The 18,412-nt window shown below is 71.0% G+C and carries 16 protein-coding genes and 5 pseudogenes; 11 read left to right on the top strand and 10 right to left on the bottom strand.

What is annotated here, in order from left to right:
• Nucleotides 1-56 precede the first annotated feature (56 nt).
• Nucleotides 57-1,622: a long-chain-fatty-acid--CoA ligase gene (locus AMK29_RS21145; protein WP_073815219.1), complete on the top strand. Its 1,566-nt coding sequence runs from the start codon at nt 57-59 to the stop codon at nt 1,620-1,622.
• Between the two features lie 555 nt (nt 1,623-2,177).
• Nucleotides 2,178-2,321, top strand: coding sequence for a hypothetical protein (locus AMK29_RS36530; RefSeq protein ID WP_158071349.1), 144 nt, complete (start codon nt 2,178-2,180; stop codon nt 2,319-2,321).
• A gap of 482 nt (nt 2,322-2,803) precedes the next feature.
• Here AMK29_RS36530 and AMK29_RS21150 read toward each other — a convergent pair whose 3' ends face one another.
• From AMK29_RS21150 to AMK29_RS21170, 6 genes are all read right to left on the bottom strand, one after another.
• Entirely contained in the window at nt 2,804-2,998 is a 195-nt protein-coding gene (locus AMK29_RS21150) for a DUF4236 domain-containing protein (RefSeq protein ID WP_073815221.1), read from the bottom strand.
• A gap of 486 nt (nt 2,999-3,484) precedes the next feature.
• Nucleotides 3,485-5,548, bottom strand: a complete 2,064-nt coding sequence (gene ligA / locus AMK29_RS21155; RefSeq protein WP_073815223.1) for an NAD-dependent DNA ligase LigA — start codon at nt 5,546-5,548, stop codon at nt 3,485-3,487.
• A 270-nt stretch (nt 5,549-5,818) separates the two neighbouring features.
• Complete coding sequence (locus AMK29_RS21160; protein WP_073815225.1) at nt 5,819-6,424, bottom strand: GOLPH3/VPS74 family protein; 606 nt, start codon at nt 6,422-6,424, stop codon at nt 5,819-5,821.
• 352 nt (nt 6,425-6,776) lie between these two features.
• Nucleotides 6,777-7,211 (bottom strand): FhaA domain-containing protein, encoded by a 435-nt coding sequence (locus tag AMK29_RS21165; protein WP_073815227.1) that lies wholly within the window; start codon nt 7,209-7,211, stop codon nt 6,777-6,779.
• Nucleotides 7,208-7,354, bottom strand: coding sequence for a hypothetical protein (locus AMK29_RS36780; RefSeq protein WP_198942300.1), 147 nt, complete (start codon nt 7,352-7,354; stop codon nt 7,208-7,210). Before AMK29_RS36780 ends, AMK29_RS21165 begins: the two co-directional genes overlap by 4 nt.
• A gap of 119 nt (nt 7,355-7,473) precedes the next feature.
• On the bottom strand, nt 7,474-8,070 hold the full coding sequence (locus tag AMK29_RS21170) for a DsbA family protein (RefSeq protein WP_241845602.1): 597 nt from the start codon (nt 8,068-8,070) through the stop codon (nt 7,474-7,476).
• 390 nt (nt 8,071-8,460) lie between these two features.
• Between AMK29_RS21170 and AMK29_RS21175 the strand changes: the two genes are divergently transcribed.
• Nucleotides 8,461-9,021, top strand: coding sequence for a hypothetical protein (locus tag AMK29_RS21175; protein ID WP_241845604.1), 561 nt, complete (start codon nt 8,461-8,463; stop codon nt 9,019-9,021).
• 518 nt (nt 9,022-9,539) lie between these two features.
• Here the strand turns inward: AMK29_RS21175 and AMK29_RS21185 are convergent.
• A complete protein-coding gene (locus tag AMK29_RS21185; RefSeq protein ID WP_073815233.1) occupies nt 9,540-9,878 on the bottom strand; it encodes a MerR family transcriptional regulator in 339 nt (112 codons plus the stop codon).
• A 771-nt stretch (nt 9,879-10,649) separates the two neighbouring features.
• Between AMK29_RS21185 and AMK29_RS21190 the strand changes: the two genes are divergently transcribed.
• The 6 genes and pseudogenes from AMK29_RS21190 (at nt 10,650) to AMK29_RS21210 (ending at nt 13,821) form a co-directional block, all read left to right on the top strand.
• The gene (locus AMK29_RS21190; RefSeq protein WP_198942301.1) at nt 10,650-12,266 is read left to right on the top strand and encodes a phospholipase D family protein; all 1,617 of its coding nucleotides are present in this window, start codon (nt 10,650-10,652) and stop codon (nt 12,264-12,266) included.
• A 54-nt stretch (nt 12,267-12,320) separates the two neighbouring features.
• A pseudogene (locus AMK29_RS21195) lies at nt 12,321-12,533 on the top strand (transposase); the annotation flags it as partial.
• Between the two features lie 351 nt (nt 12,534-12,884).
• Nucleotides 12,885-13,184 (top strand): annotated as a pseudogene (locus AMK29_RS37980) (hypothetical protein); the annotation flags it as partial.
• A 22-nt stretch (nt 13,185-13,206) separates the two neighbouring features.
• Nucleotides 13,207-13,359, top strand: a pseudogene (locus AMK29_RS37985) (Tn3 family transposase); the annotation flags it as partial.
• 32 nt (nt 13,360-13,391) lie between these two features.
• Nucleotides 13,392-13,511: pseudogene (locus AMK29_RS37990) on the top strand (hypothetical protein); the annotation flags it as partial.
• Nucleotides 13,512-13,542: 31 nt separating this feature from the next.
• The gene (locus AMK29_RS21210; protein ID WP_073815237.1) at nt 13,543-13,821 is read left to right on the top strand and encodes a metal-sensitive transcriptional regulator; all 279 of its coding nucleotides are present in this window, start codon (nt 13,543-13,545) and stop codon (nt 13,819-13,821) included.
• 77 nt (nt 13,822-13,898) lie between these two features.
• Here AMK29_RS21210 and AMK29_RS21215 read toward each other — a convergent pair.
• From AMK29_RS21215 to AMK29_RS21225, 3 genes and pseudogenes are all read right to left on the bottom strand, one after another.
• Nucleotides 13,899-14,605, bottom strand: a pseudogene (locus AMK29_RS21215) (TSUP family transporter); the annotation flags it as partial.
• Nucleotides 14,602-14,757, bottom strand: coding sequence for a rhodanese-like domain-containing protein (locus AMK29_RS21220; RefSeq protein WP_382616135.1), 156 nt, complete (start codon nt 14,755-14,757; stop codon nt 14,602-14,604). The gene AMK29_RS21220 and the pseudogene AMK29_RS21215, both read right to left, overlap by 4 nt.
• A 207-nt stretch (nt 14,758-14,964) precedes the next feature.
• Nucleotides 14,965-16,251: an MFS transporter gene (locus tag AMK29_RS21225; RefSeq protein WP_073815240.1), complete on the bottom strand. Its 1,287-nt coding sequence runs from the start codon at nt 16,249-16,251 to the stop codon at nt 14,965-14,967.
• Nucleotides 16,252-16,439: 188 nt separating this feature from the next.
• Here AMK29_RS21225 and AMK29_RS21230 point away from each other — a divergent pair, with 188 nt between their 5' ends.
• Complete coding sequence (locus AMK29_RS21230) at nt 16,440-16,763, top strand: rhodanese-like domain-containing protein (RefSeq protein ID WP_073815243.1); 324 nt, start codon at nt 16,440-16,442, stop codon at nt 16,761-16,763.
• A gap of 86 nt (nt 16,764-16,849) precedes the next feature.
• Nucleotides 16,850-18,238, top strand: a complete 1,389-nt coding sequence (locus tag AMK29_RS21235) for an MBL fold metallo-hydrolase (protein WP_073815246.1) — start codon at nt 16,850-16,852, stop codon at nt 18,236-18,238.
• Nucleotides 18,239-18,412 lie beyond the last annotated feature (174 nt).

Here is an 18,412-nt window from a genome sequence, read left to right on the forward strand (position 1 = left end):
CCCCGGAGACCGGCAGCCGTACGCCTGCTTCCCTCCCCCGTTCCTGGAGTGCTCCGATGACCTTGTCGCTCGCCGCCGTCCTGGCCGAGGCCGCCCGCCGCCACCCCGACCGCGTCGCGGTGGTGGACGGCGGAACGCGGATCACCTACGGGCGGCTGTGGGCCGAGGCACTGGCGCAGGCGGGCGCCCTACGTGGCCTGGGTGTCGGCCCCGGGGACAGGGTGGCGCTCATGATGCCCAACTGTGCGGGCTTCCCGCGCAGTTACTACGCGATCCTGGCCGCCGGCGCGGTCGTCGTACCCGTCCATCTGCTCCTGACGGCCGACGAAGTCGCGTACGTGCTGCGCGACAGCGATGTGCGACTGTTGGTCTGCGCGGAAGGGCTGATGGAGACCGCCGTGGCCGCCGCGTCCGCCGCGCGGGTGCCGGTGATCGGTGCGGGAGTGGTGGAGGAGAGCGCGGACGGGTGGGTGGACACCCTGGAGGCCGCGGCCGGATCGGCCGGCCCCCTCGCCTCGTACGAGAGCACCGATCCGGGCGACCCTGCGGTGATCTTCTACACGAGCGGGACCACGGGCCGCCCCAAGGGGGCGATCCTCACGCATCTGAATCTCGTCATGAACGCGACCGTCAACGCCTTCGACGTCATGGACATGAGTCGTGAGGACGTGGCACTGGGCTGTCTGCCGCTGTTCCACACGTTCGGCCAGTCCGTGTCGATGAATGCGCTGTTCCGGCTCGGCGGCACCCTGGTCATGCAGACGCGTTTCGATCCGCACCAGGCGCTCGACCTGATGGTGAAGGAGGGAGTGACCATCTTCCACGGGGTTCCGACGATGTACGTGGCGTTGCTCGCGGCGGCCCGCGCGCGGCCGTCCGGATCGCTGCCGAGGCCGCGCTACTGCGTCTCGGGCGGTGCGCCCCTGCCCGTCTCGGTCCACCGGGCGGTCGGCGAGGTGTTCGGCGCACAGGTTCTGGAGGGTTATGGGCTGTCGGAGACCTCCCCCACCGCGAGCGTGCACCACCCGGAGTTCGGGGTGCGGCCCGGGACCGTCGGGCACGCTGTGTGGGGCGTGGAGGTGGCGATCGCCCGCGCGGACGTCGAGGACACGGTCGAGCTGTTGCCCGGGGACACGCTCGGCGAGATCGTCATCCGGGGTCACAACGTCTTCGCCGGCTACTTCGGCCGGCCGGAGGAGACGGCGAAAGCCCTGGTGGACGGCTGGTTCCGGACCGGTGACCTGGGCACCAAGGACGCTGACGGGTTCATCTCGGTCGTCGACCGGAAGAAGGACCTCGTGATCCGGGGAGGCTTCAACATCTACCCCAGGGAGGTCGAGGAGGTGCTGCTCGGGCACCCCGCGGTGGCGCAGGTGGCCGTGATCGGTCTGCCGCATCCGGTCCACGGCGAAGAGGTGTGCGCCGTCGTCGTCCCGGAGGGGAAGGCGGACGACTTCGCGGAGGACGAGCTGCGGGAATGGGCGAGGACGAGGCTCGGCCGGCACAAGTATCCGCGGATCGTGGTGCGTGCGGACTCCATGCCGCTGGGACCGAGCCACAAGGTCCTCAAGCGGGAGCTGCGCCAACGGTACGGGCACCTGTCGCAGAGCCATGCCCCGTGAGATGGGGCCGAAGCACTGGCTTGCTGACGGTGTCGCCCCCCCGGCATATGGGTCAGCTCTCCGGCGGGGCGCGGATCTGGAGCGTCTGCTCTGGGGCGGCGAGGCCGGCGGCGTTCGTAGCGTCTGCCGGCCTTGGCGGCCTGGGTCGCGCGTCGGGCGCTGTTCTCAGGCGGCGATGCAGGGGGCCCGGGAACAGCGGCGGTGCAGAGGGCCCGGTGACAGGCCGCCTGGCGGGCTTGCTCGGTGAGCACCGACAGCCGGCTCCCCTCACCGCAGTCGGCACCGCCAGCCACCCGGACCGACCCGCTTCGGATCGACACCCCGTCCTGGGAGACCGACGGTGCCCGGCAGCCGGCCTCTGCGCGCCGCCGCGGGTGACGAGGGATTCCGCGCGGAGCCGAGGAACACCGGGTGCTTACGTCGCTTCTCTGGGCCCTGCAGGCGAGGTGACTTTTTCCTTTTCACATGTTTTGCGACGTTTAGCGAGGGAATCGAGCGGACGTGCCGGTCTCTCCCGGCGCGACCCGAGCCGCACAGGCACCGGAAGGACACATCGTGAGCAAGATCGGCGGAGCCTTCAAACTCATCCGCGGCAAGAAGCAGGAGGCCGACGGCAAGGCATTGGGCGACGCGCGCCTCCGGGACGCCGGCCGCCGACTCGCAGCGGACGGCCAGAGCGAACTGCGCCGACGTCGCTGACCTCGACGTTCGCGCAGTTGCGCGGGAACGTCGGCGCTGCGGCGGCCTACGCCCATGCGTACGCACTGCTGTCTGCGCATACGGCCTCGCAGCACGGCCCGATCTCAGGGCGGTCCCCGCCCTCGCCCCTCCGCCAGGCCGTCCCGCCTGTGGCGTCCTCCGGTCGACGGGGCGCCGACAGTGCCCAGGCCGACAGCGCCCAGGAGGTCAGCCACACCGCCGAATCGGACTCATTCCGTCCACTTCCTTTACGGATGGAGAGAACCCACCCCGCCTGTCGGCGACGCCCAGCACGCGCAACCGTCGCATCTTCTGGAGTGCTCTCCTGAGGGCGACCCGTGGCACCGCAGCAGACTCGCGTCACAGCACGACCGATACCGGTAGGTAGTCACACGCACCGTGGCACGCGATGCAGCCCGGTCAGGTCGAATCCCCGGCCTGACAGGTCGGGGATTCGTCGAGGCGGCGCCACGCCCGGCGGATCAGCCGCGGCGGCTGGTCTTGCGCCAACCGAAGGGGCCGGGGAGGTCCACCGAGGTGGTACGGCGACCAGTGGTGCTGTGAGTGCGGCGGGGACCGTATTTCCCTCCGCCGGTGGTGATCGACAACGACTTGCGGTTGATGTTCAGTCGGACGCCGGGCAGGATCCTGAAGCTCTTGCGGAATGTCAGCGGCATGACGTCTCGCTCCCTCGACGCAGTTGGTGGCGGTGGCCCGACTGCTTCTGCATGCAGGCCAGTTGACGTACGTGTGTCCGGCGCCGCCCGTCTCATGCACCGGCTGCAGGCTCAGGCACTCGGTGGAGTGGAGTCCGGTCCGGGAAGGCCGCAGTTCTGCGGCGAGCACCGCACCGAAGACCGTCAGGATGGCGATGCTGAGCCTGAGGGCGTCGGGAGCGCCCGGGGGCTCCACGGGTTCCGTCAGCCGGCGGACGCGCCGGTACGCCACCACGCTGGCGACGCAGACCACGACCACAGCCACACCCGCCACGATCAATACGGGCCAGAAGTCCGGCGCCTACCGACCGTTTCCCCGAGAGCTCTGGCGGCTGGTCGTACGGGTGCGCCCACAGCAGCGCCATGTCCATCCACGTCCGGTCGTGATGTGTCCGACAGGACCTTCGGGCTCCGTGTCGACGCCCCGGGCCGCGCTGGTGGTGCGTGTCAGTCGAGGTAGTCGGCCATGAGTTCGGCGAACGACTCGGGGGTGAGGGTTTCGACGCCGAGTTTCTGGGCCGTGGTCGCCTTGGAGCTCGGCTTGCCCGTCGGGGACGGGGCTGCGACGAGGTACGACGTCTTGGCGTTGACGCTGCTGCCCGCCCGACCGCCGGCGCGCTCGATGAGCTCGTTGAGTCGAGTGCGGCTGAATCCGTCCAGCCGGCCCGTCATCTTGCCGGTGACCACGACGGTCTTTCCCGCCAGCGGGCCCGCGCCGACCGTCGTGTCGCCCGTGTTCTGCTGCGGCTCGACCATGTTGACGCCCGCCGCGATCAGCTTGTCGACGACCGGCGCGAGTGCGGCGAGTTCGGCGACGACGATCGGGGCCTTCTCCGTGCCGATGCCCTCGACGCCGTGCATGTCCTCGGTGTCGGCCTCGCGGATCGCGTCCATCGTGCCGAAGTGTGCGGCGATCCTCCGCGACATGCTGCGGCCCGTCCCCGGGATGCCCAGTGCGCAGAAGACCCGGCTGAGCGGGCGGGTCCTGGCCAGTTCGAGCTGCTCGGCGAGCTTCGCCCCCCGCTTGGCGCTGCCCGAGGCCGTCGTGAGCTGTTCCTCGGTGAGGGTGAACAGGTCCGCAACGTCCCCGACGAGACCGGAGTCGATCAGGGCCTTGACGTAGGTCTTGCCGAGGCCGTCGATGTCGAGGATGTCGCGCCCGGCGGCGTACTCGATCAGGGGCGCGAGCGCGCACGCCGTGCCCTTCGCGCACCGCCACCGCTCCTGGCTCTTGTCGATCTCGCCCCCGCAGTGGGGGCACTCGGTGGGCAGCGGGACCGGCACCGCGCCCTCGGGGCGCAGCTCGATCACGGGGGCCTGGACACGGGGGATGATGTCGCCGGCCTTGTAGACGGTGACGGTGTCTCCGAGGTGCAGGTCTCGCCGGGTGATGTCGGCCGGGTTGTGCAGCGTGGCCCGGGACACGGTCGAGCCGTCCAGGTCGACCGGAGCGAGCACGGCGGTCGGGGCGAGGACGCCGGTTCGGCCTACCTCCCACACGACGTCCGTCAGGACGGTCTGCCGTTCCACGGCGGGCAGCTTGTAGGCGATGGCCCAGTACGGGAAGCGGCTTCCCACTCCGGCCGCCTCCTGGTCGGCGGCGCTGTCCGCCTTGATGACCACGCCGTCGATGCCGAACGGCAGGCCGGCACGCATCGCGGCGATCTCCTCCACCTTCGCCTGAGCCTCGGCGATCGTGCTCACCACATGCAGCCCCGCCGGCGTCCGCGCGGTCGTCTGTACGCCCGCCTCGCCGACCGCGGCCAGGACCTCGGCATGCGTCGCCCCGACCGGCAGGAACGATTCACCGTCGAGGTCGACCGCGCCGTACGCCCAGAACGTCAGCTCCAGGCGGTAGGGCCGGTCCTTCGCCCGCAAGGTGCCGGCCGCACCGTTGCGCGGGTTCGCGAACGGCGGCGCCCCGTGCGCGGTGCGCACCTCGTTCGCGGTCTCGAACTGGGCCTGGGTGAACAGGATCTCGCCCCGGGCCTCGAACGTGAGCGGGCGGTCGAGCTGCTCGGGCAGCCCGTGGACGGATCCGATCACGTGGCTGACGTCCTCCCCGTGGGTGCCGTCCCCCCGGGTGATGATCTGCACCAGCCGGCCGTCCCGGTAGCGTGCGGCGACGGCCGCGCCGTCGAGCTTCGGCTCCACGGTGAACCCGCCCTCGGCGTCGCGGCCCAGGCGTCTCTTCAGCGATGCTTCCCAGCCCGTCAGCTGCTCGGGGCTGAAGACGTTGTCGAGGCTGAGGAGGCGGGTGGTGTGCGGGATGTCTCCCCCGGCAGCGCCGTCGGCGACGAGGCCGGTCGTCGACCCTGCCGTGGTGTCGGGATGCGTCGCCTCCCAGGCGAGTACGGCACGGCGCAGCCCGTCGTACGAGGCGTCGTCCATGGGACTGTTCTCGCCGCCGTAATAGGCGCGCGACGCTTCACCAAGCTGGGCCAGGGCGGTCTCGTACGCGGTGGTCGAGGGCAGGGCAGAGTACGCCTCAACGGCGGGAAGTGCGGTCATGCACGCATCATGCCGTGGGGGTCTGACAACGCCTTGTGGCAGACTCCCGGCTCCAGCGCCTTCGCCGCCGCCGGGTGGCTGAAGCCGTGCGCCGACCGGGGCTTCGCTTCGGTGGCCGGAGCGGATCGGGGCGGCGGCGCCGTCTTTCGTGGCCGATCGGGGTCATGGCGCTGCGCCGGGACACCGTGCCCCTCCCCTCTTCGTACGAGAGTGAGGGCTCGTTCGGCCCCCGACCCGTGCGGGTTCGGACGTCGCCGGCGGCCGATGGCCTCACGGGCCGCGCCAGAGGTTGGCGAAGGCCGCGTTCTCGATGGTGCGCCGCTGGCGTACGGCCTCCAACTCCATCACCGCGTCGTGGGCCGCGGCCACGACGGTCGTCACCGCTTCGTCTTCGAGTCCGGGATCGTCGTCGGATCGTCCACCGTCGAGGCCCACGACCGAGGCGAGGGCGGCCAGGACGGGGTCCTTCTCCTGCCAGCGGTCGGCCGCCCTGCGGCGGGCGGGCGTATCGACCGGTTCCACGCGCTCCTTGCCGAAGGGCAACCGGCCGCTTCGCTTCCGCGTCAGCTCGCCGTCCTCTTCCAACGCGGTCTGGTACGCGGCCGAGAGGTCGCGGCCCCGGCGCCACAGCCAGTCCTCGATCCGCTCGTACGGCGGCTGCCGGGTGAGCTGTGCCGCGGCCTCTTCGAGGAGCCGGTCGTCCGGCGTCGACATGCCACCCGGCACGATGTGGTCACCGTCCACGGTCACGACCGCCGTACCGAGGAGATCGATCAGCTCGGCCGCCGCGAGTCCGAGCGACAGATCGCCCTGTCCCACGGCGTGCTCCGGGCTCGGGTCCATGGCGATGATGAACAGGTCTTTCGCCGTGGTCATGAACGGCTCCCCTCGGAGACAGCGTCTCGGAGACAACGTCGAAGGTGCACCCCACCGTCCCCGGCTCGCATCCGGAGCCGGCTCGGTGGCGGGGCGACTGTCACGATCATTATCTCCTCCGGCCGGGCGGAGCGAAGCCCTGTCCCAAGCCGAAATTTCTGCCACCGGCGTCATGAACGCGGATTTCGAGCGTCCCGCGCCCGCTTCCCACGACGTGATCCGAGAGGACCGCTGCTCTGTCCGACAGGGCGGGCAGCCCGGGCGGCACCCATGGGCAGGCCCGCCCGTACCGATGCCTCCGCATTGCCTCCGCCCACGGCCGCGTCCCGGATGCGGCCGCTGCCTTCGGCCCTCAGCCCTCAGTCGGGAAGGCGTCCGCCCGTACGTGGGGCATGGGGCTGCTGCTCACCCGGTACGGGTCGCCGGGCGGGCGCTCGGCCGGGGTCACACGTACCGTCAGCGGTCCTGCCCACTCGTAGCCCATCCGCTCCCCGTGGCGTGCCAGGTCGTCCGTCAACGCCTCGCCCACGTCACGCTGACCGCGGCGCATCAGCTCCTCGTGCACCTTGGCGTCGAGCTCCACCTCGTAGGCGTTCGGAACGACCACCCTGCTCTCGCTGCACACGACGGCGTGGTCGTCGCACTCGTGGTGCAGGGCGGCGACCAGTTCGACCTGTTCGCGGTGGCGGACCTTGGAGAGCAGGCGCTTCTGCCAGCGTTCCAGGGCTCGTTCCCATCGCGAGAGCCCCGACCCGGCCGAGTGCCTGCCCTCCGGCCTTGTCGTCACCGTCGCCCGCGCAGCCGCCCGAGCAGCCTGCGCGCCTGCTCCCGCTTCCGCGGGTCGGCGGCGGCGCGCCGGGCCGACGCGATCGTCCGCTGTCCCTGTGGGCTGCGGGTGAACTGCTTGATGCGGGTGATCAGTCCGGACATCGTTCCTCCTTGTGCGGCGGTGTACTGCCCGCGTGGGTCATGTACCCGTCGCCTACCCGGGGATTCCGCAACGATGTCCTTCACCCTCAGGCCGTCGGCCCGTGGACTCCGGAGGCCTTCTACGACTGCGCGGCCTCCTCCGCCTCCCGCTTCGCGTCCAACGTCTCACCGAGGGGCACGTAGTAGGACTCCCACCTCGACGGCCTCCGGTGCAGGTCGGTCACCATCATGCCGAGCAGGTCCGCATCGAAGGCCACCCCGTACAGGCTGCCCTCCAGCCAGTGGCCGTCGACGAGGAGGGAGGGTGTCCCCCAGTCGCTGATGTTTTCGCCGGCCATGTCGAAGGCGCGGTCCGAGGCGGTGACGAAGGCGCGGTACTTCATGGTCCTGACGGCCGCGTCGAAGGCCTCGCCGCGCAGCCCGGGGACCTGCGCCGCAAGCTTCAGCAGGCGGTCGGTGGTGAAGCCCCCGGAGGCCTCGACCGTGGCCTGGTTGTCGAAGAGCACCCGGTGGTACTCGACGAACTTCTGCTGCTCCAGGGCCGCGCGGAGCGCGTTGACCGCCCGCTTCGAGCCGTCGCCGCCGAGCCGTTCGTCCTTGAACGTGGCGAACGTGTACCGGGCGCGGGTCTGGCGGAGCAGCAGCGGCTTCTCGATGCCTTCGACGCCCGTCGTCTCGTACTCCTCGACCACCGGGCACCGCGGGTCCTCGTACACGTGGAGCGTGGTGGTGACCTCCCCTGATGAACGAACGGAGCCTATGCCTCCGCTCCGGCGTCCTCTGCATCCCTTTTCCTGGGAGGTCACCAACGCCCATCGAGGAGCCTCCGGGTACAGCGCTAGGGAGGAAGTACGAAGCCCTTCGTGGTGCCCGTTTCCGTACGTCGACCGTGTGCGCGTCGACCCGCACGCCGGGCATGCCTCGGCACCCACGTCGGCAGCGGTGACCCGGGCGGCACCCGCAGCGGACTCCTCCTCCCGAAGAACACGAAGGTCGGCGCACGTCAGGGCGCCCAGGAGGTGTCGTCATCGTGCCGCGTTCACAGCAGGAGTGAGGGTCACGGCTGCTGGTAGAACTGGGCCGTGCCCGCTCCGGAGCCGGCACGGATGACGTTCTTTGTCCGGCGGCCTTCCTCCTCCGCCCCGGCCTTCACCCTGGAGCCCGCTTTGCCCCTGCGGACAGGCACCACCCGCCCCATATCCCTGCTCCTGTCGACCGCGCTCGCCGCCGCAACGCTCACCGGCTGCGCGCTGCTGGAACTCGCCAGGGACTGCGAGGGGACCGACGACCGGGTGCGGGAGATGGCGGCGCTCGACATCCTCGACTCCCGGCCCGACGGGGCGACCGTCGCCCGGGGGTTCGAGGAGGTGGACGCCGGCTGCTGGGCGGACAGCGGCGACGTCGTGGTGTACGCCGGCCGGACTTACGCCTTCCCCGGTACACGGGCCGACGTGGCCGCGCACTACCGGACGGCCGCGGTACGCGACGGATGGATTCCTGACCCCGAAGCCCTGCCCGGCGACCTGAGCTTCACCAGAGAGGACATGACCCTGTGGATCGTCTTCCTCACCGCCGAGCGCCTCGCGGAGGACGGTCACGGAAGCCGCCCCGACCTCACCACCGGGGCCGGCTACTCGGTCAGCATCGACTCGTACGGTGGCGTTTGAGGCGAGGGGCTAGGCCCTGCCGCTCTGTGATCTTGACTGGTGGATCAAGGGCGGGTGGCACGTCGTCATGAACTGACCCCGGGCCCGTGCCGAGTGGACTTCGTCCGGCTGGAAGGTCCGGGCGGGGGTGGCTCGGCGGGGCGTGCCTACGCGGTACGGGTCGTCCTGGGCCCGCCTGCGCACCCGCTTCCGCCGCTGGTCGGCGGATGGCGGGCCACCGGGCGCGGCGTGGTGGCCGGGGCGGTCGCACGCCGGTCTTCGACCGACGACGCGGGCCGCGATGACGACGGCGTCCGCGGCTGGGACGCCGTCGTCCGGGAATCCCATGGCGCGGACCACGACCGGTACGTCGGTCTCGCGACGGGCGGCCTGACCCGGGACAGGGACGCCGATCGCGACGGCCGGCAGGGAGATCTCAGGGACGGCGGTGGCGACGCCGGTGATCGTGCCGTGGGCTGAACCGGGCGGCCGGGGCCCGCGCTGGTGTCGGCGGTACCCGCCGTCTGTGGCGCACCGACTCAGCCTTCGGCCGGCGGGGCGGCGGCTTCCGCGGCGCGGCGGTATTCGGCGTTGATGCGCTGCGCCTCTTCGAGCTGGTCTTCCAGGACGATGATGCGACAGGCGGCCTCGATGGGCGTCCCCTGGTCGACCAGCTCGCGGGCGCGGGCGGCGATGCGCAGCTGGTAGCGGGAGTAGCGGCGGTGGCCGCCCGCCGAGCGGAGCGGGGTGATGAGGCGGGCCTCTCCGATGGCGCGGAGGAAGCCCTGGGTGGTGCCGAGCATCTCGGCGGCCCGGCCCATCGTGTAGGCAGGGTAGTCGTCGTCGTCAAGACGGCCGTACGAGTCGTCTGCTGTCATTTGCACCTCTCTGAAACGCGGACAGGGGGCCCTGGTGCCGTACGGCACCAGGGCCCCGAAGGAACTGCTACACCATCTGCCGGTCCTGATACTGCGCCGGCTCATTGTTTCCGCAGACCCGACCGAGACGCTGTCGGGGGTGCGGGGATCGCGGTTGCTTGACCGGAGACCACCTCACTGTCGATGTCCTGCGGTACCCGGGTTCAGACTTCCGCCCGGGCGATCCTGATGGCGTTGGGCTCCTCCGTTCTTCCCTAGTGATCCACTACTTACCAGATGGGGCACTGCCGACCGCTCAGTGGATCCCCCACCGTCGAGCCTCCCGGTGCGCGCGTCCGCAGCCGACGCCTTCACCGGGGTCCTGCTCACTGACCTCACTGCTGGGTACTGCGTGTACTGCCTCCACGGGTACCGCCACTGCCATGACCGCGGTCCCGCTCACGGCGGCCCCTGATCACTGCGGGCCACCCGGTCCGGCCGCCAGTCCCGTCGCCGTCCTGCAACCACCCTGGCTTCGAGGCTCCGCCGCCGCACCGTCCTGCGTTGTGCCACTGCGTGTACTGCTGGGTACTTCCGGCCGGCAGTTCATCTCTGCCAGGCCCTGTCGTCTCTCTGGGCTACGAGAGAAACCATAGCGACGCCGCCACGCAATGTCTACTCTGGCCGACATAGATTTTCCTGCGTCCGGCGGTGAGGTATCCGCCCGGGGTGGTGACATGGGGGACGCGTCGGCTTCGCGAGAAGCGGGTAGCCGCCAGAGGGGAGGTCATCGTGGAGTACAGCGACTGGATGCTCACCGCGGGCCAGCGCGGGAACCGCTCGACCCGCCTGGACCGGCGACACGCCGACGGCGCCGCGTGGACCCGCGGCAACGACGTCCGACCGCTGGTCCACGGCACCGCGTACTTCGGTGAGCTGCTCCGGCGGGTGAGGGCGCAGCGGTCCGGGGATCTCCTGCTCTTCACCGACTGGCGCGGCGACCCAGACGAGCGCCTCGGCGGCGCGGGTACGGAGATCAGCACCGTCCTGGGCGAGGCGGCGGCGCGCGGGGTGATCGTGAAGGGGCTCGTGTGGCGCTCCCACCTGGACAAACTGCAGTTCAGCGAGAGGGAGAACCGTCACCTCGGAGAGGAGCTGGCGGAGGCCGGTGCCGAGTGTCTGCTGGACATGCGGGTACGGCCCGGCGGCTCCCATCACCAGAAGCTCGTCGTCCTACGCCACCCCGGCCGGCCGGAACTCGACATCGCGTACATCGGCGGCATCGACCTGTGCCACAGCCGCAACGACGACGCCTCCCACCACGGTGACCCCCAGACGGTGCCGTTCGCCTCGGCGTACGGCTCCCGGCCCCCTTGGCACGACGTGCAGCTGGCCATCCGCGGCCCGGCGGTCGGGGATCTGGAGGCCAACTTCCGCGAGCGCTGGGAGGACCCCTCGCCGCTCAGCCGGAGCCCACTGGTCCGGCTCCGCGAGATCATGCACCACGAGGACACCGAAGCCGACCCCATGCCGCCGCAGCTGCCCGATCCCGAGCCCTGCGGCAGCCACGCCGTGCAGGTGCTGCGCACCTACCCGAACCGGATGCTGCGCGGGTATCCCTTCGCCCCCGACGGCGAACGCAGCATCGCGCGCAGCTATCTCAAGGCCCTGCGCCGGGCGCGGTCGCTCATCTACCTGGAGGACCAGTACCTGTGGTCCCCGAACGTCGTCGGGTTCTTCGCGCGGGCTCTGTACGAGAATCCCGGTCTGCGGCTGATCGCCGTCATCCCCACCGTCCCCGAGCAGGACGGCCGGCTCGCCCTGCCGATGAACCTGGTCGGGCGGGTCACGGCACTGGAGAGGCTGCGCCGCGCGGGTGGCGACCGGGTGGCGGTCTATGGGCTCGAGAACGCCGACGGGACTCCCGTGTACGTGCACGCCAAGGTGTGCGTGATCGACGACGTGTGGGCATCGGTCGGCTCCGACAACATCAACCTTCGTTCCTGGACCCATGATTCGGAGCTCAACTGCGTGGTCCTCGACGACCGTGCGGACCCGCGGCCCCCGCACGACCCCGGTGGGCTCGGGGACCGCGCCCGCGGTTTCGCGCGGGACCTGCGGCTGGAGCTGTCCCTCGAACACGTGGGGGGCGGGGATCCGAACTCGCCCTCCTCGGCGGATGACCTGTGCGATCCGGCGCAGGCCTTCGACACCTTCGCCGCCAGCGCCGCCGCCCTGGACGCCTGGTACGAGAGCGGACGCCACGGCCGGAGACCGCCCGGCCGCCTGCGCGCGTACCGCCCGCCCGACATGTCCCGCGTGACGCGCGGCCTCGCCATGCCTCCGTACCGCCTCCTGGTCGACCCGGACGGACGCCCGGCCCGGCTCCGGCGGCGCAACGCGTACTAGGCCGTGTTCTGAAAGTCGGCTCTGCTCCGCGCCTCGCATCGTGATGATCGCGGTGTGGGGCGAGGGGATCTTTCTGACAGGCAGTGGGCGGTGCTGGAGCCGTTGCTGCCGGTTGCCGTATCGGGAAGGCCGGCGGTGAGTCGGCGGAGGCTGATCGATGGGATCCGGTGGCGAGTGCGGACCCGTGCTCTGTGGAGGGATCTGCCGCAGGAGTACGGGCCGTGGCAGACGGTCTATGGACTCTTCCGCCGCTGGCAGCGTGACGGCCCGCGAGATGATCAAGGGATGGTGTGGACTCTTGAAATCGTGCGGTGGCCGCGGGCCATGACGTAGACCCTGATCGATGGGGCCCTTGGGGAGGATCGGAACGGTCAGTAGCGACATCTGGCCGATCTTGATTCCGGCTCGATGACTGGCCCTGTTTCCGCTGATCAGGGCCCTTACGTTCCGGGTCATGCCAGTTGAATTTCTCTCTGATGACCAGGTCTCGCGCTACGGCCGGTTCGCTACGAGGCGCGGCGGCAGAGCCGGTATGAGCACGCGTGGGAGATCCGGGGCGCGTACGCCTACCGAGAGTTCCCGGCGGAGGCGGAGGTGCGCGGGTTTTTGGCGGCGCGGGTGTGGGCGTCGCTGGAGGGGCCGCGGGCTGGGTGCGCACCTGGTGCCGGTGTCGGTGGTGCCGGCGGCGCGGATGGCGGGGCTGGCCCGGTACGGGATGGGCTCGAAGGCGCCGGCCTTGCGGGAGCTGGAGGAGAGCCGGAAGACGGCGACGCTGCTGGCGACGGTGCGGCATCCGGAGTCGGCGAGCGGTTCATCCTCGACGCCCTCCACAGCCTCGACGGCGACCCCAAGCCCGAGACCGTGATCACGGACACCGCCCCGTACTCGGACATCATGTTCGGGCTGTTCGCGATCTGCGGCTACCACTTCTGCCCCGCGGATCGCCGACATCGGCGACGCCCGCCTGTGGCGCACCCACGCCAGCGCCGACTACGCGCCCCTCCAGGACGCCTCCCGGCACACGGTCCGCCTGGACCGCGTCCGCGCGCACCGGGGCGACATGCTGCGGGTGGCCGGCTCGCTGGCAACCGGTGAGGTCCGCGGCTATGACCTGCCCGCCACCGCCTCGCCCGGAAGATCTTCTTCGGACAGCGCGGTGAACTGCGCCAGCACTACCGCGAAATAATGGAGGACCAGCTCGGCGCCCTCGGACTCGCCCTTTCTGGGCGGTTCCTCCCACGGTAGGATACCCATGGGGGTATGTGAGGAGGTTGGTGTGCAACTCGACATGAGTGCCGAGGAACTGAAGGCGGCGCTGAACCGGCTGCGGCGGGCGCAGGGTCAGCTCGCGGGAGTGATAAAGATGATCGAGGAGGGTCGGGACTGCGAGGACGTCGTCACGCAGCTGTCGGCGGTCTCCAAGGCGCTGGACCGGGCAGGGTTCTCGATCATCGCGACGGGCCTGCAGCAGTGCATGACCAGCGAGGACCCGCAGGTACAGGACTCCGCGCAGATGCGCTCCCGGCTGGAGAAGCTGTTCCTTTCCCTGGCCTGAGAGTTTTCGCATCCCGTGGGGCCTGCCGCAAACGCACCGACAACGGGGCGTCCGCGGCTGGCCCCACGGGTCTTCCACAGCAGGACGCCGGTCGCCATCACGGCGGCCACGGTCAGCAGCAGCGTGCCGAAGACCCTCTGCAGGCCGGCGGGCTGGTCCTTCGCGGACAGCCGCTTGCCGTCGCAGGCGCCCAGGACCGCCGTCGCGATGAACGGCATGATCCAGGCTGACCTGGGTGGACGCGCGGGCCGAGAGGGCGACCGCCTCGTTGGCGATGATGACCGGCAGGCTGGTGCCGACGGCGGCGCTCATCGGTGCCGCCAGTGCCGCCACCAGGGCAGGGACGGCGAGGAAGCCACCGCCGACGCCGAGGAATCCGGTCACCGCGCCCAGCGCGGCCCCCGCTCCCGTAGCGCGGGGCGCCGACGCCGTCGCGTCCTCGGACGGTGTCCGCCGGCGCAGCATGCGCAGCCCGGCGAACATGGCGAGGGCTGCGAATGCCATGGTCGGCACAGCGGCGGGAATGCGTGCGGACAGCAGACCGGCCGCCGCGGCGAACAGCAGACCGGCCCGCCAGCGCACCATTCCCGCCCGGGCGGGAGCCAGCGGCGCGGTGAGCGAGGTGACGATCACGATGATCAGGCTGGCGGTAGTGGCCTCGGCCGGGCTGAAGCCGAGCAGGTAGATCAGGGCGGGGACGGTCAGGATGCTCCCGCCAGCCCCAAGTGCCCAGGGCGAGACCTACCAGAGCCCCGGCGAGCAGCACGAGAACGAACGCGGTCATATGACCGTGCCCGCCGCCCCGTGCGCGTCCTTCACGGGCAGACCCGGATCGGCCCAGGCGCACATCCCGCCCGTGACGTCGACCGCCGCAACACCGCTCTCGGCGAGCAGGTGCGCGGCCTGCTGGGAGCGGTTCCCGGAACGGCAGATCATGGGTGTTTCACGAGCGACCGCCTATGAAACAACCCGGGGCGTTGACCACCCGGCACCCGGGATTCCGTACGCGATTGGTCAGCGGTGCCCGCCGGTGCGCGGAGGCGGGGCACGGCGGCGGCTCACCCTACTGGACCCTTCGTACTCCGTCCGCCCGGCGCCTCGGCCAGGGCCGCCCCGAGGGGGCCCTGGCGGAACGTGTGTCGGTCAGGTTCGGGGGTGGTCGGTCATCCAGCGGGCGGCGAGGAGGCCCGAGGCCGCGGTGAGGACGGTGGCGGCGAGGACAGTGGCATCCAGGCCCAGCGCGTCGGCGAGGACGCCCGCCGTCAGGGCGCCGAGGGCGTAGCCCATGTCGCGCCAGAACCGGTAGGTGCCGAGGGCGTGGGCCCGCCAGGAGGGGTGGGCGTGGTCGGAGACGGCGGCGATGAGCGCCGGATAGACCAGCGCGGTGCCGAGACCCAGGCCGAAGGCGGAGAGGACTCCGGCGAGAAGAGGGCGGTCGAGGAGGAGGGCGAGGAGGAGTGCCGCCGCCTGGACCAGCATGCCCGTCACGACGAGCGGCTTGCGGCCGACCCTGTCGGCGAGGTGGCCGGCCGGGATCTGGCCTATGCCCCACACGAGCGGGTAGAGCCCCTTGATCAGGCCGATCGCGGCGATGCCGAGTCCGTGATCGGCGAAGAGAAGCGGAAAGACGCCCCAGGTCAGGCCGTCGTTGAGGTTGTTGACCAGACCCGCCTGGCTGGCACCACGTAGCGACCGGTCGCGCCATGACGTACGGGCGAAGGTCTCCTTGAAGGACGGCCTGCCGTTCTCGCCGCCCGGGGGCGCCGGGTGGCGGGAGAGTTCGAGGGCCAGGTGGGCGGCGGTGTCCTTGGCCAGGAGGGACAGTCCGAATCCGGCGGCGAGGAAGACCACGCCGATGAGCTCGGGGGCGGGGCGCAGCCCGTAATGGTTGGCGAGATAGCCGGTGAGCAGGGCGGTGGCACCGACCGAGACGTAGCCGGCGGCCTCATTGAGGCCGGTGGCGAGCCCCCGGCGGCCGGGTCCCACGAGGTCGATCTTCATATTGACGGTCATCGACCACGTCAGCCCCTGGTTGACGCCGAGCAGGACGTTCGCGGCCACGATCCACCACCACGAAGGCGCCCACGCGAGGACGAACGGCACGGGTGCGCCGATCAGCCAGCCCGCCAGCAGGAGCTGCCTGCGCCGGAAACGGGCGGTGAGCACACCGGCGGCAAGGTTCGTGAGCGCCTTGGCGAGGCCGAAGGCGACGATGAACGAGAAGACGGCCAGGTTCCCGGCGAGCCTGAAGACCTCGGTGCCGATCAGGGGGACCGTCGTCCGCTCCAGACCGACGAGCGCCCCGACCGCCGCCGTGACGAGGACGAGCAGGACGAACTGCGCCCGGTTCTCCCGAAGGCCCAGCCGCACGGCGCCGGGCGAGGGGGCGACGGGGGGCGAGCGCCGCCTCGCCGTGATCCCTCGTGTCATCTCGATCTCTCCTATCCACTCCGATATCCGCAGACCACCATACCCCCACGGGTATTTTCTCCGCCCCTTCCCGCAGAAGTGGGGACCGTGACGGGGGATACCCCTAGGGGTATTTGACTTCTCTCGCCGCCTCTGCCTACAGTCGGCGTCGTAAGTACCCCGGGGGGTATCCGAAAGGGTGACCTTCCATGCGTGAAGTGGATCTGGACGTCTTCGCCTCCGAACTGGCGGAGGGCGCCTTCGCCATCGACGTACGGGAACCGGACGAGTACCGCGCCGGTCACGTACCGGGGGTGCGCACCGCACCGCTCTCCGAGCTCGGCGCCCACCTCGCCGCGCTCCCCGCCGACCGGCTCGTCTACGTGATCTGCGCGAGCGGCAACCGGAGCGCCTGGGCCGCGGAGCACCTGGAAGCCGCCGGCCTCCGCGCGGTCTCGGTCGCGGGCGGCACCTCCGGGTGGGCCCGTGCCGGTCGCCCGGTCGTGCGCGGCACGGATGTCCGGGCCGCCTGAACGGCCGGCCGCCCACCCTCAGCGCACTTCTTCCCGTCTCGCGTGGCTTCCGCTCCGCGACCGCTTTCTCCGTCGAAAGGTTCGCCGTGTTCTTCGCCCAGTACTACCTCGACTGCCTGTCCCAGGCGTCGTACATGATCGCCGACGAGCAGACCGGTCAGGCGGTCGTCGTGGACCCGCGCCGGGACGTGTCGGAATACCTCGCCGATGCGCGGGCGCACGGGTTGACCGTGGTCGGCGTGATCAACACCCACTTCCACGCGGACTTCGTCGCCGGCCACCTGGAGATGGCCGACGAGACCGGCGCGTGGATCGGTTACGGCTCGCGGGCGGAGACGGAGTACCCGGTCCGTCACCTCGCCGAGGGCGAGCGGATCACCCTGGGCGATGTGGTGCTGGAGGTCATGGAGACACCGGGGCACACCCCGGAGTCGATCAGCGTCCTCGTCTACGAACACGCCGTCGACGCCGTCCCGTACGGGGTCCTGACGGGTGACGCGCTGTTCATCGGTGATGTCGGCCGCCCCGACCTGCTGGCGTCGGTGGGCGTGACGGCCGAGGAGCTGGGCGGAATGCTGCACGACAGTGTGCAGAACAAGCTGATGGGCCTCGCGGACGAGGTCCGGGTCTTCCCCGCCCACGGCGCCGGCTCGGCCTGCGGGAAGAACCTGTCGACGGAGAAGTCCTCCACGATCGGGGAACAGCGGGCGACCAACTACGCCTGCGCCCCGATGGGTCGGGAGGAGTTCGTCGCGCTGGTGACGGCGGGCCAGTCCGCCGCACCGGGCTACTTCGCCTACGACGCCGACCTCAACCGCAGGGAGCGGCCCCTGTACGACTCCGCAGCCACGGCCCGTCCGCTGTCCCTGGAGGAGTTCGCCGGACTGCGGGCAGGTGGCGCCGTGGCGGTCGACGCGCGTGATCCGCAGGAGTTCGCGGCCGGGCACCTGACCGGTGCGGTGAACGTGCCGGCCGACGGCCGGTTCGCCGAACAGGCCGGCACCGTCCTGGACCCCGCGGAGGAACTGGTGGTGATGGCGCCTCAGAACCGGGAGGAGGAGGTCGTCACCCGCCTCGCCCGCATCGGCTTCGACCGTGTCGTGGGCTACGTCCGCAATCCCCAGGACGCCCTGCGGGTGATGGAGGGTGAGGTCACCCCCGCCAGCCGCCTCACCGCCACCCACCTCAAGACCGTCCTCGCCGGAAACAACCCGCCGCTCGTTGTCGACGTCCGCACCTGCGGCGAGCGCGAGGCCAACGGCTTCATCCCCGAGGCCCTGCACATCCCGCTGAGCGAACTGTCCTCCCGGATCGGCGAACTCCCCACCGACCGGCCGCTGGTCCTGCACTGCGCGGGCGGCCACCGCTCCTCCATCGCCGCCAGCCTGCTGCGCCACCGCGGCATCGAGGACGTCTCCGACATCCTCGGCGGCTGGGCCGCCTGGGCCCTCGCGGCCGGATCCGCCGAGGTCTGACCGCCCGACCGCTCACCAACCGCCGACGGGCACGGAACATCCGGGCTTTTCCCGCCGTGCACCGCCGGCCCGCGCCGGAGCCGGGGGTGCGCTATGCCCCGCTCCTCCGCCCCGTCGCGGGCGGGGCCGCACTGCCCCGCCCGCGACCGGCCCCTCACCCCTGTCTGCCTGGGT

Source organism: Streptomyces sp. CB02261, from assembly GCF_001905665.1.
Classification (GTDB): domain Bacteria; phylum Actinomycetota; class Actinomycetes; order Streptomycetales; family Streptomycetaceae; genus Streptomyces.

What these genes read in the sequence shown, in the direction of transcription:
- AMK29_RS21145 (WP_073815219.1), top strand. Translation starts at nt 57, where the DNA reads ATGACCTTGTCGCTCGCCGCCGTCCTGGCCGAGGCCGCCCGCCGCCAC.
- AMK29_RS21150 (WP_073815221.1), bottom strand. Translation starts at nt 2,998, where the DNA reads ATGCCGCTGACATTCCGCAAGAGCTTCAGGATCCTGCCCGGCGTCCGA.
- ligA (WP_073815223.1), bottom strand. Translation starts at nt 5,548, where the DNA reads ATGACCGCACTTCCCGCCGTTGAGGCGTACTCTGCCCTGCCCTCGACC.
- AMK29_RS21160 (WP_073815225.1), bottom strand. Translation starts at nt 6,424, where the DNA reads ATGACCACGGCGAAAGACCTGTTCATCATCGCCATGGACCCGAGCCCG.
- AMK29_RS36780 (WP_198942300.1), bottom strand. Translation starts at nt 7,354, where the DNA reads ATGTCCGGACTGATCACCCGCATCAAGCAGTTCACCCGCAGCCCACAG.
- AMK29_RS21175 (WP_241845604.1), top strand. Translation starts at nt 8,461, where the DNA reads ATGACGTTCTTTGTCCGGCGGCCTTCCTCCTCCGCCCCGGCCTTCACC.
- AMK29_RS21185 (WP_073815233.1), bottom strand. Translation starts at nt 9,878, where the DNA reads ATGACAGCAGACGACTCGTACGGCCGTCTTGACGACGACGACTACCCT.
- AMK29_RS21220 (WP_382616135.1), bottom strand. Translation starts at nt 14,757, where the DNA reads ATGATCTGCCGTTCCGGGAACCGCTCCCAGCAGGCCGCGCACCTGCTC.
- AMK29_RS21225 (WP_073815240.1), bottom strand. Translation starts at nt 16,251, where the DNA reads ATGACACGAGGGATCACGGCGAGGCGGCGCTCGCCCCCCGTCGCCCCC.
- AMK29_RS21230 (WP_073815243.1), top strand. Translation starts at nt 16,440, where the DNA reads ATGCGTGAAGTGGATCTGGACGTCTTCGCCTCCGAACTGGCGGAGGGC.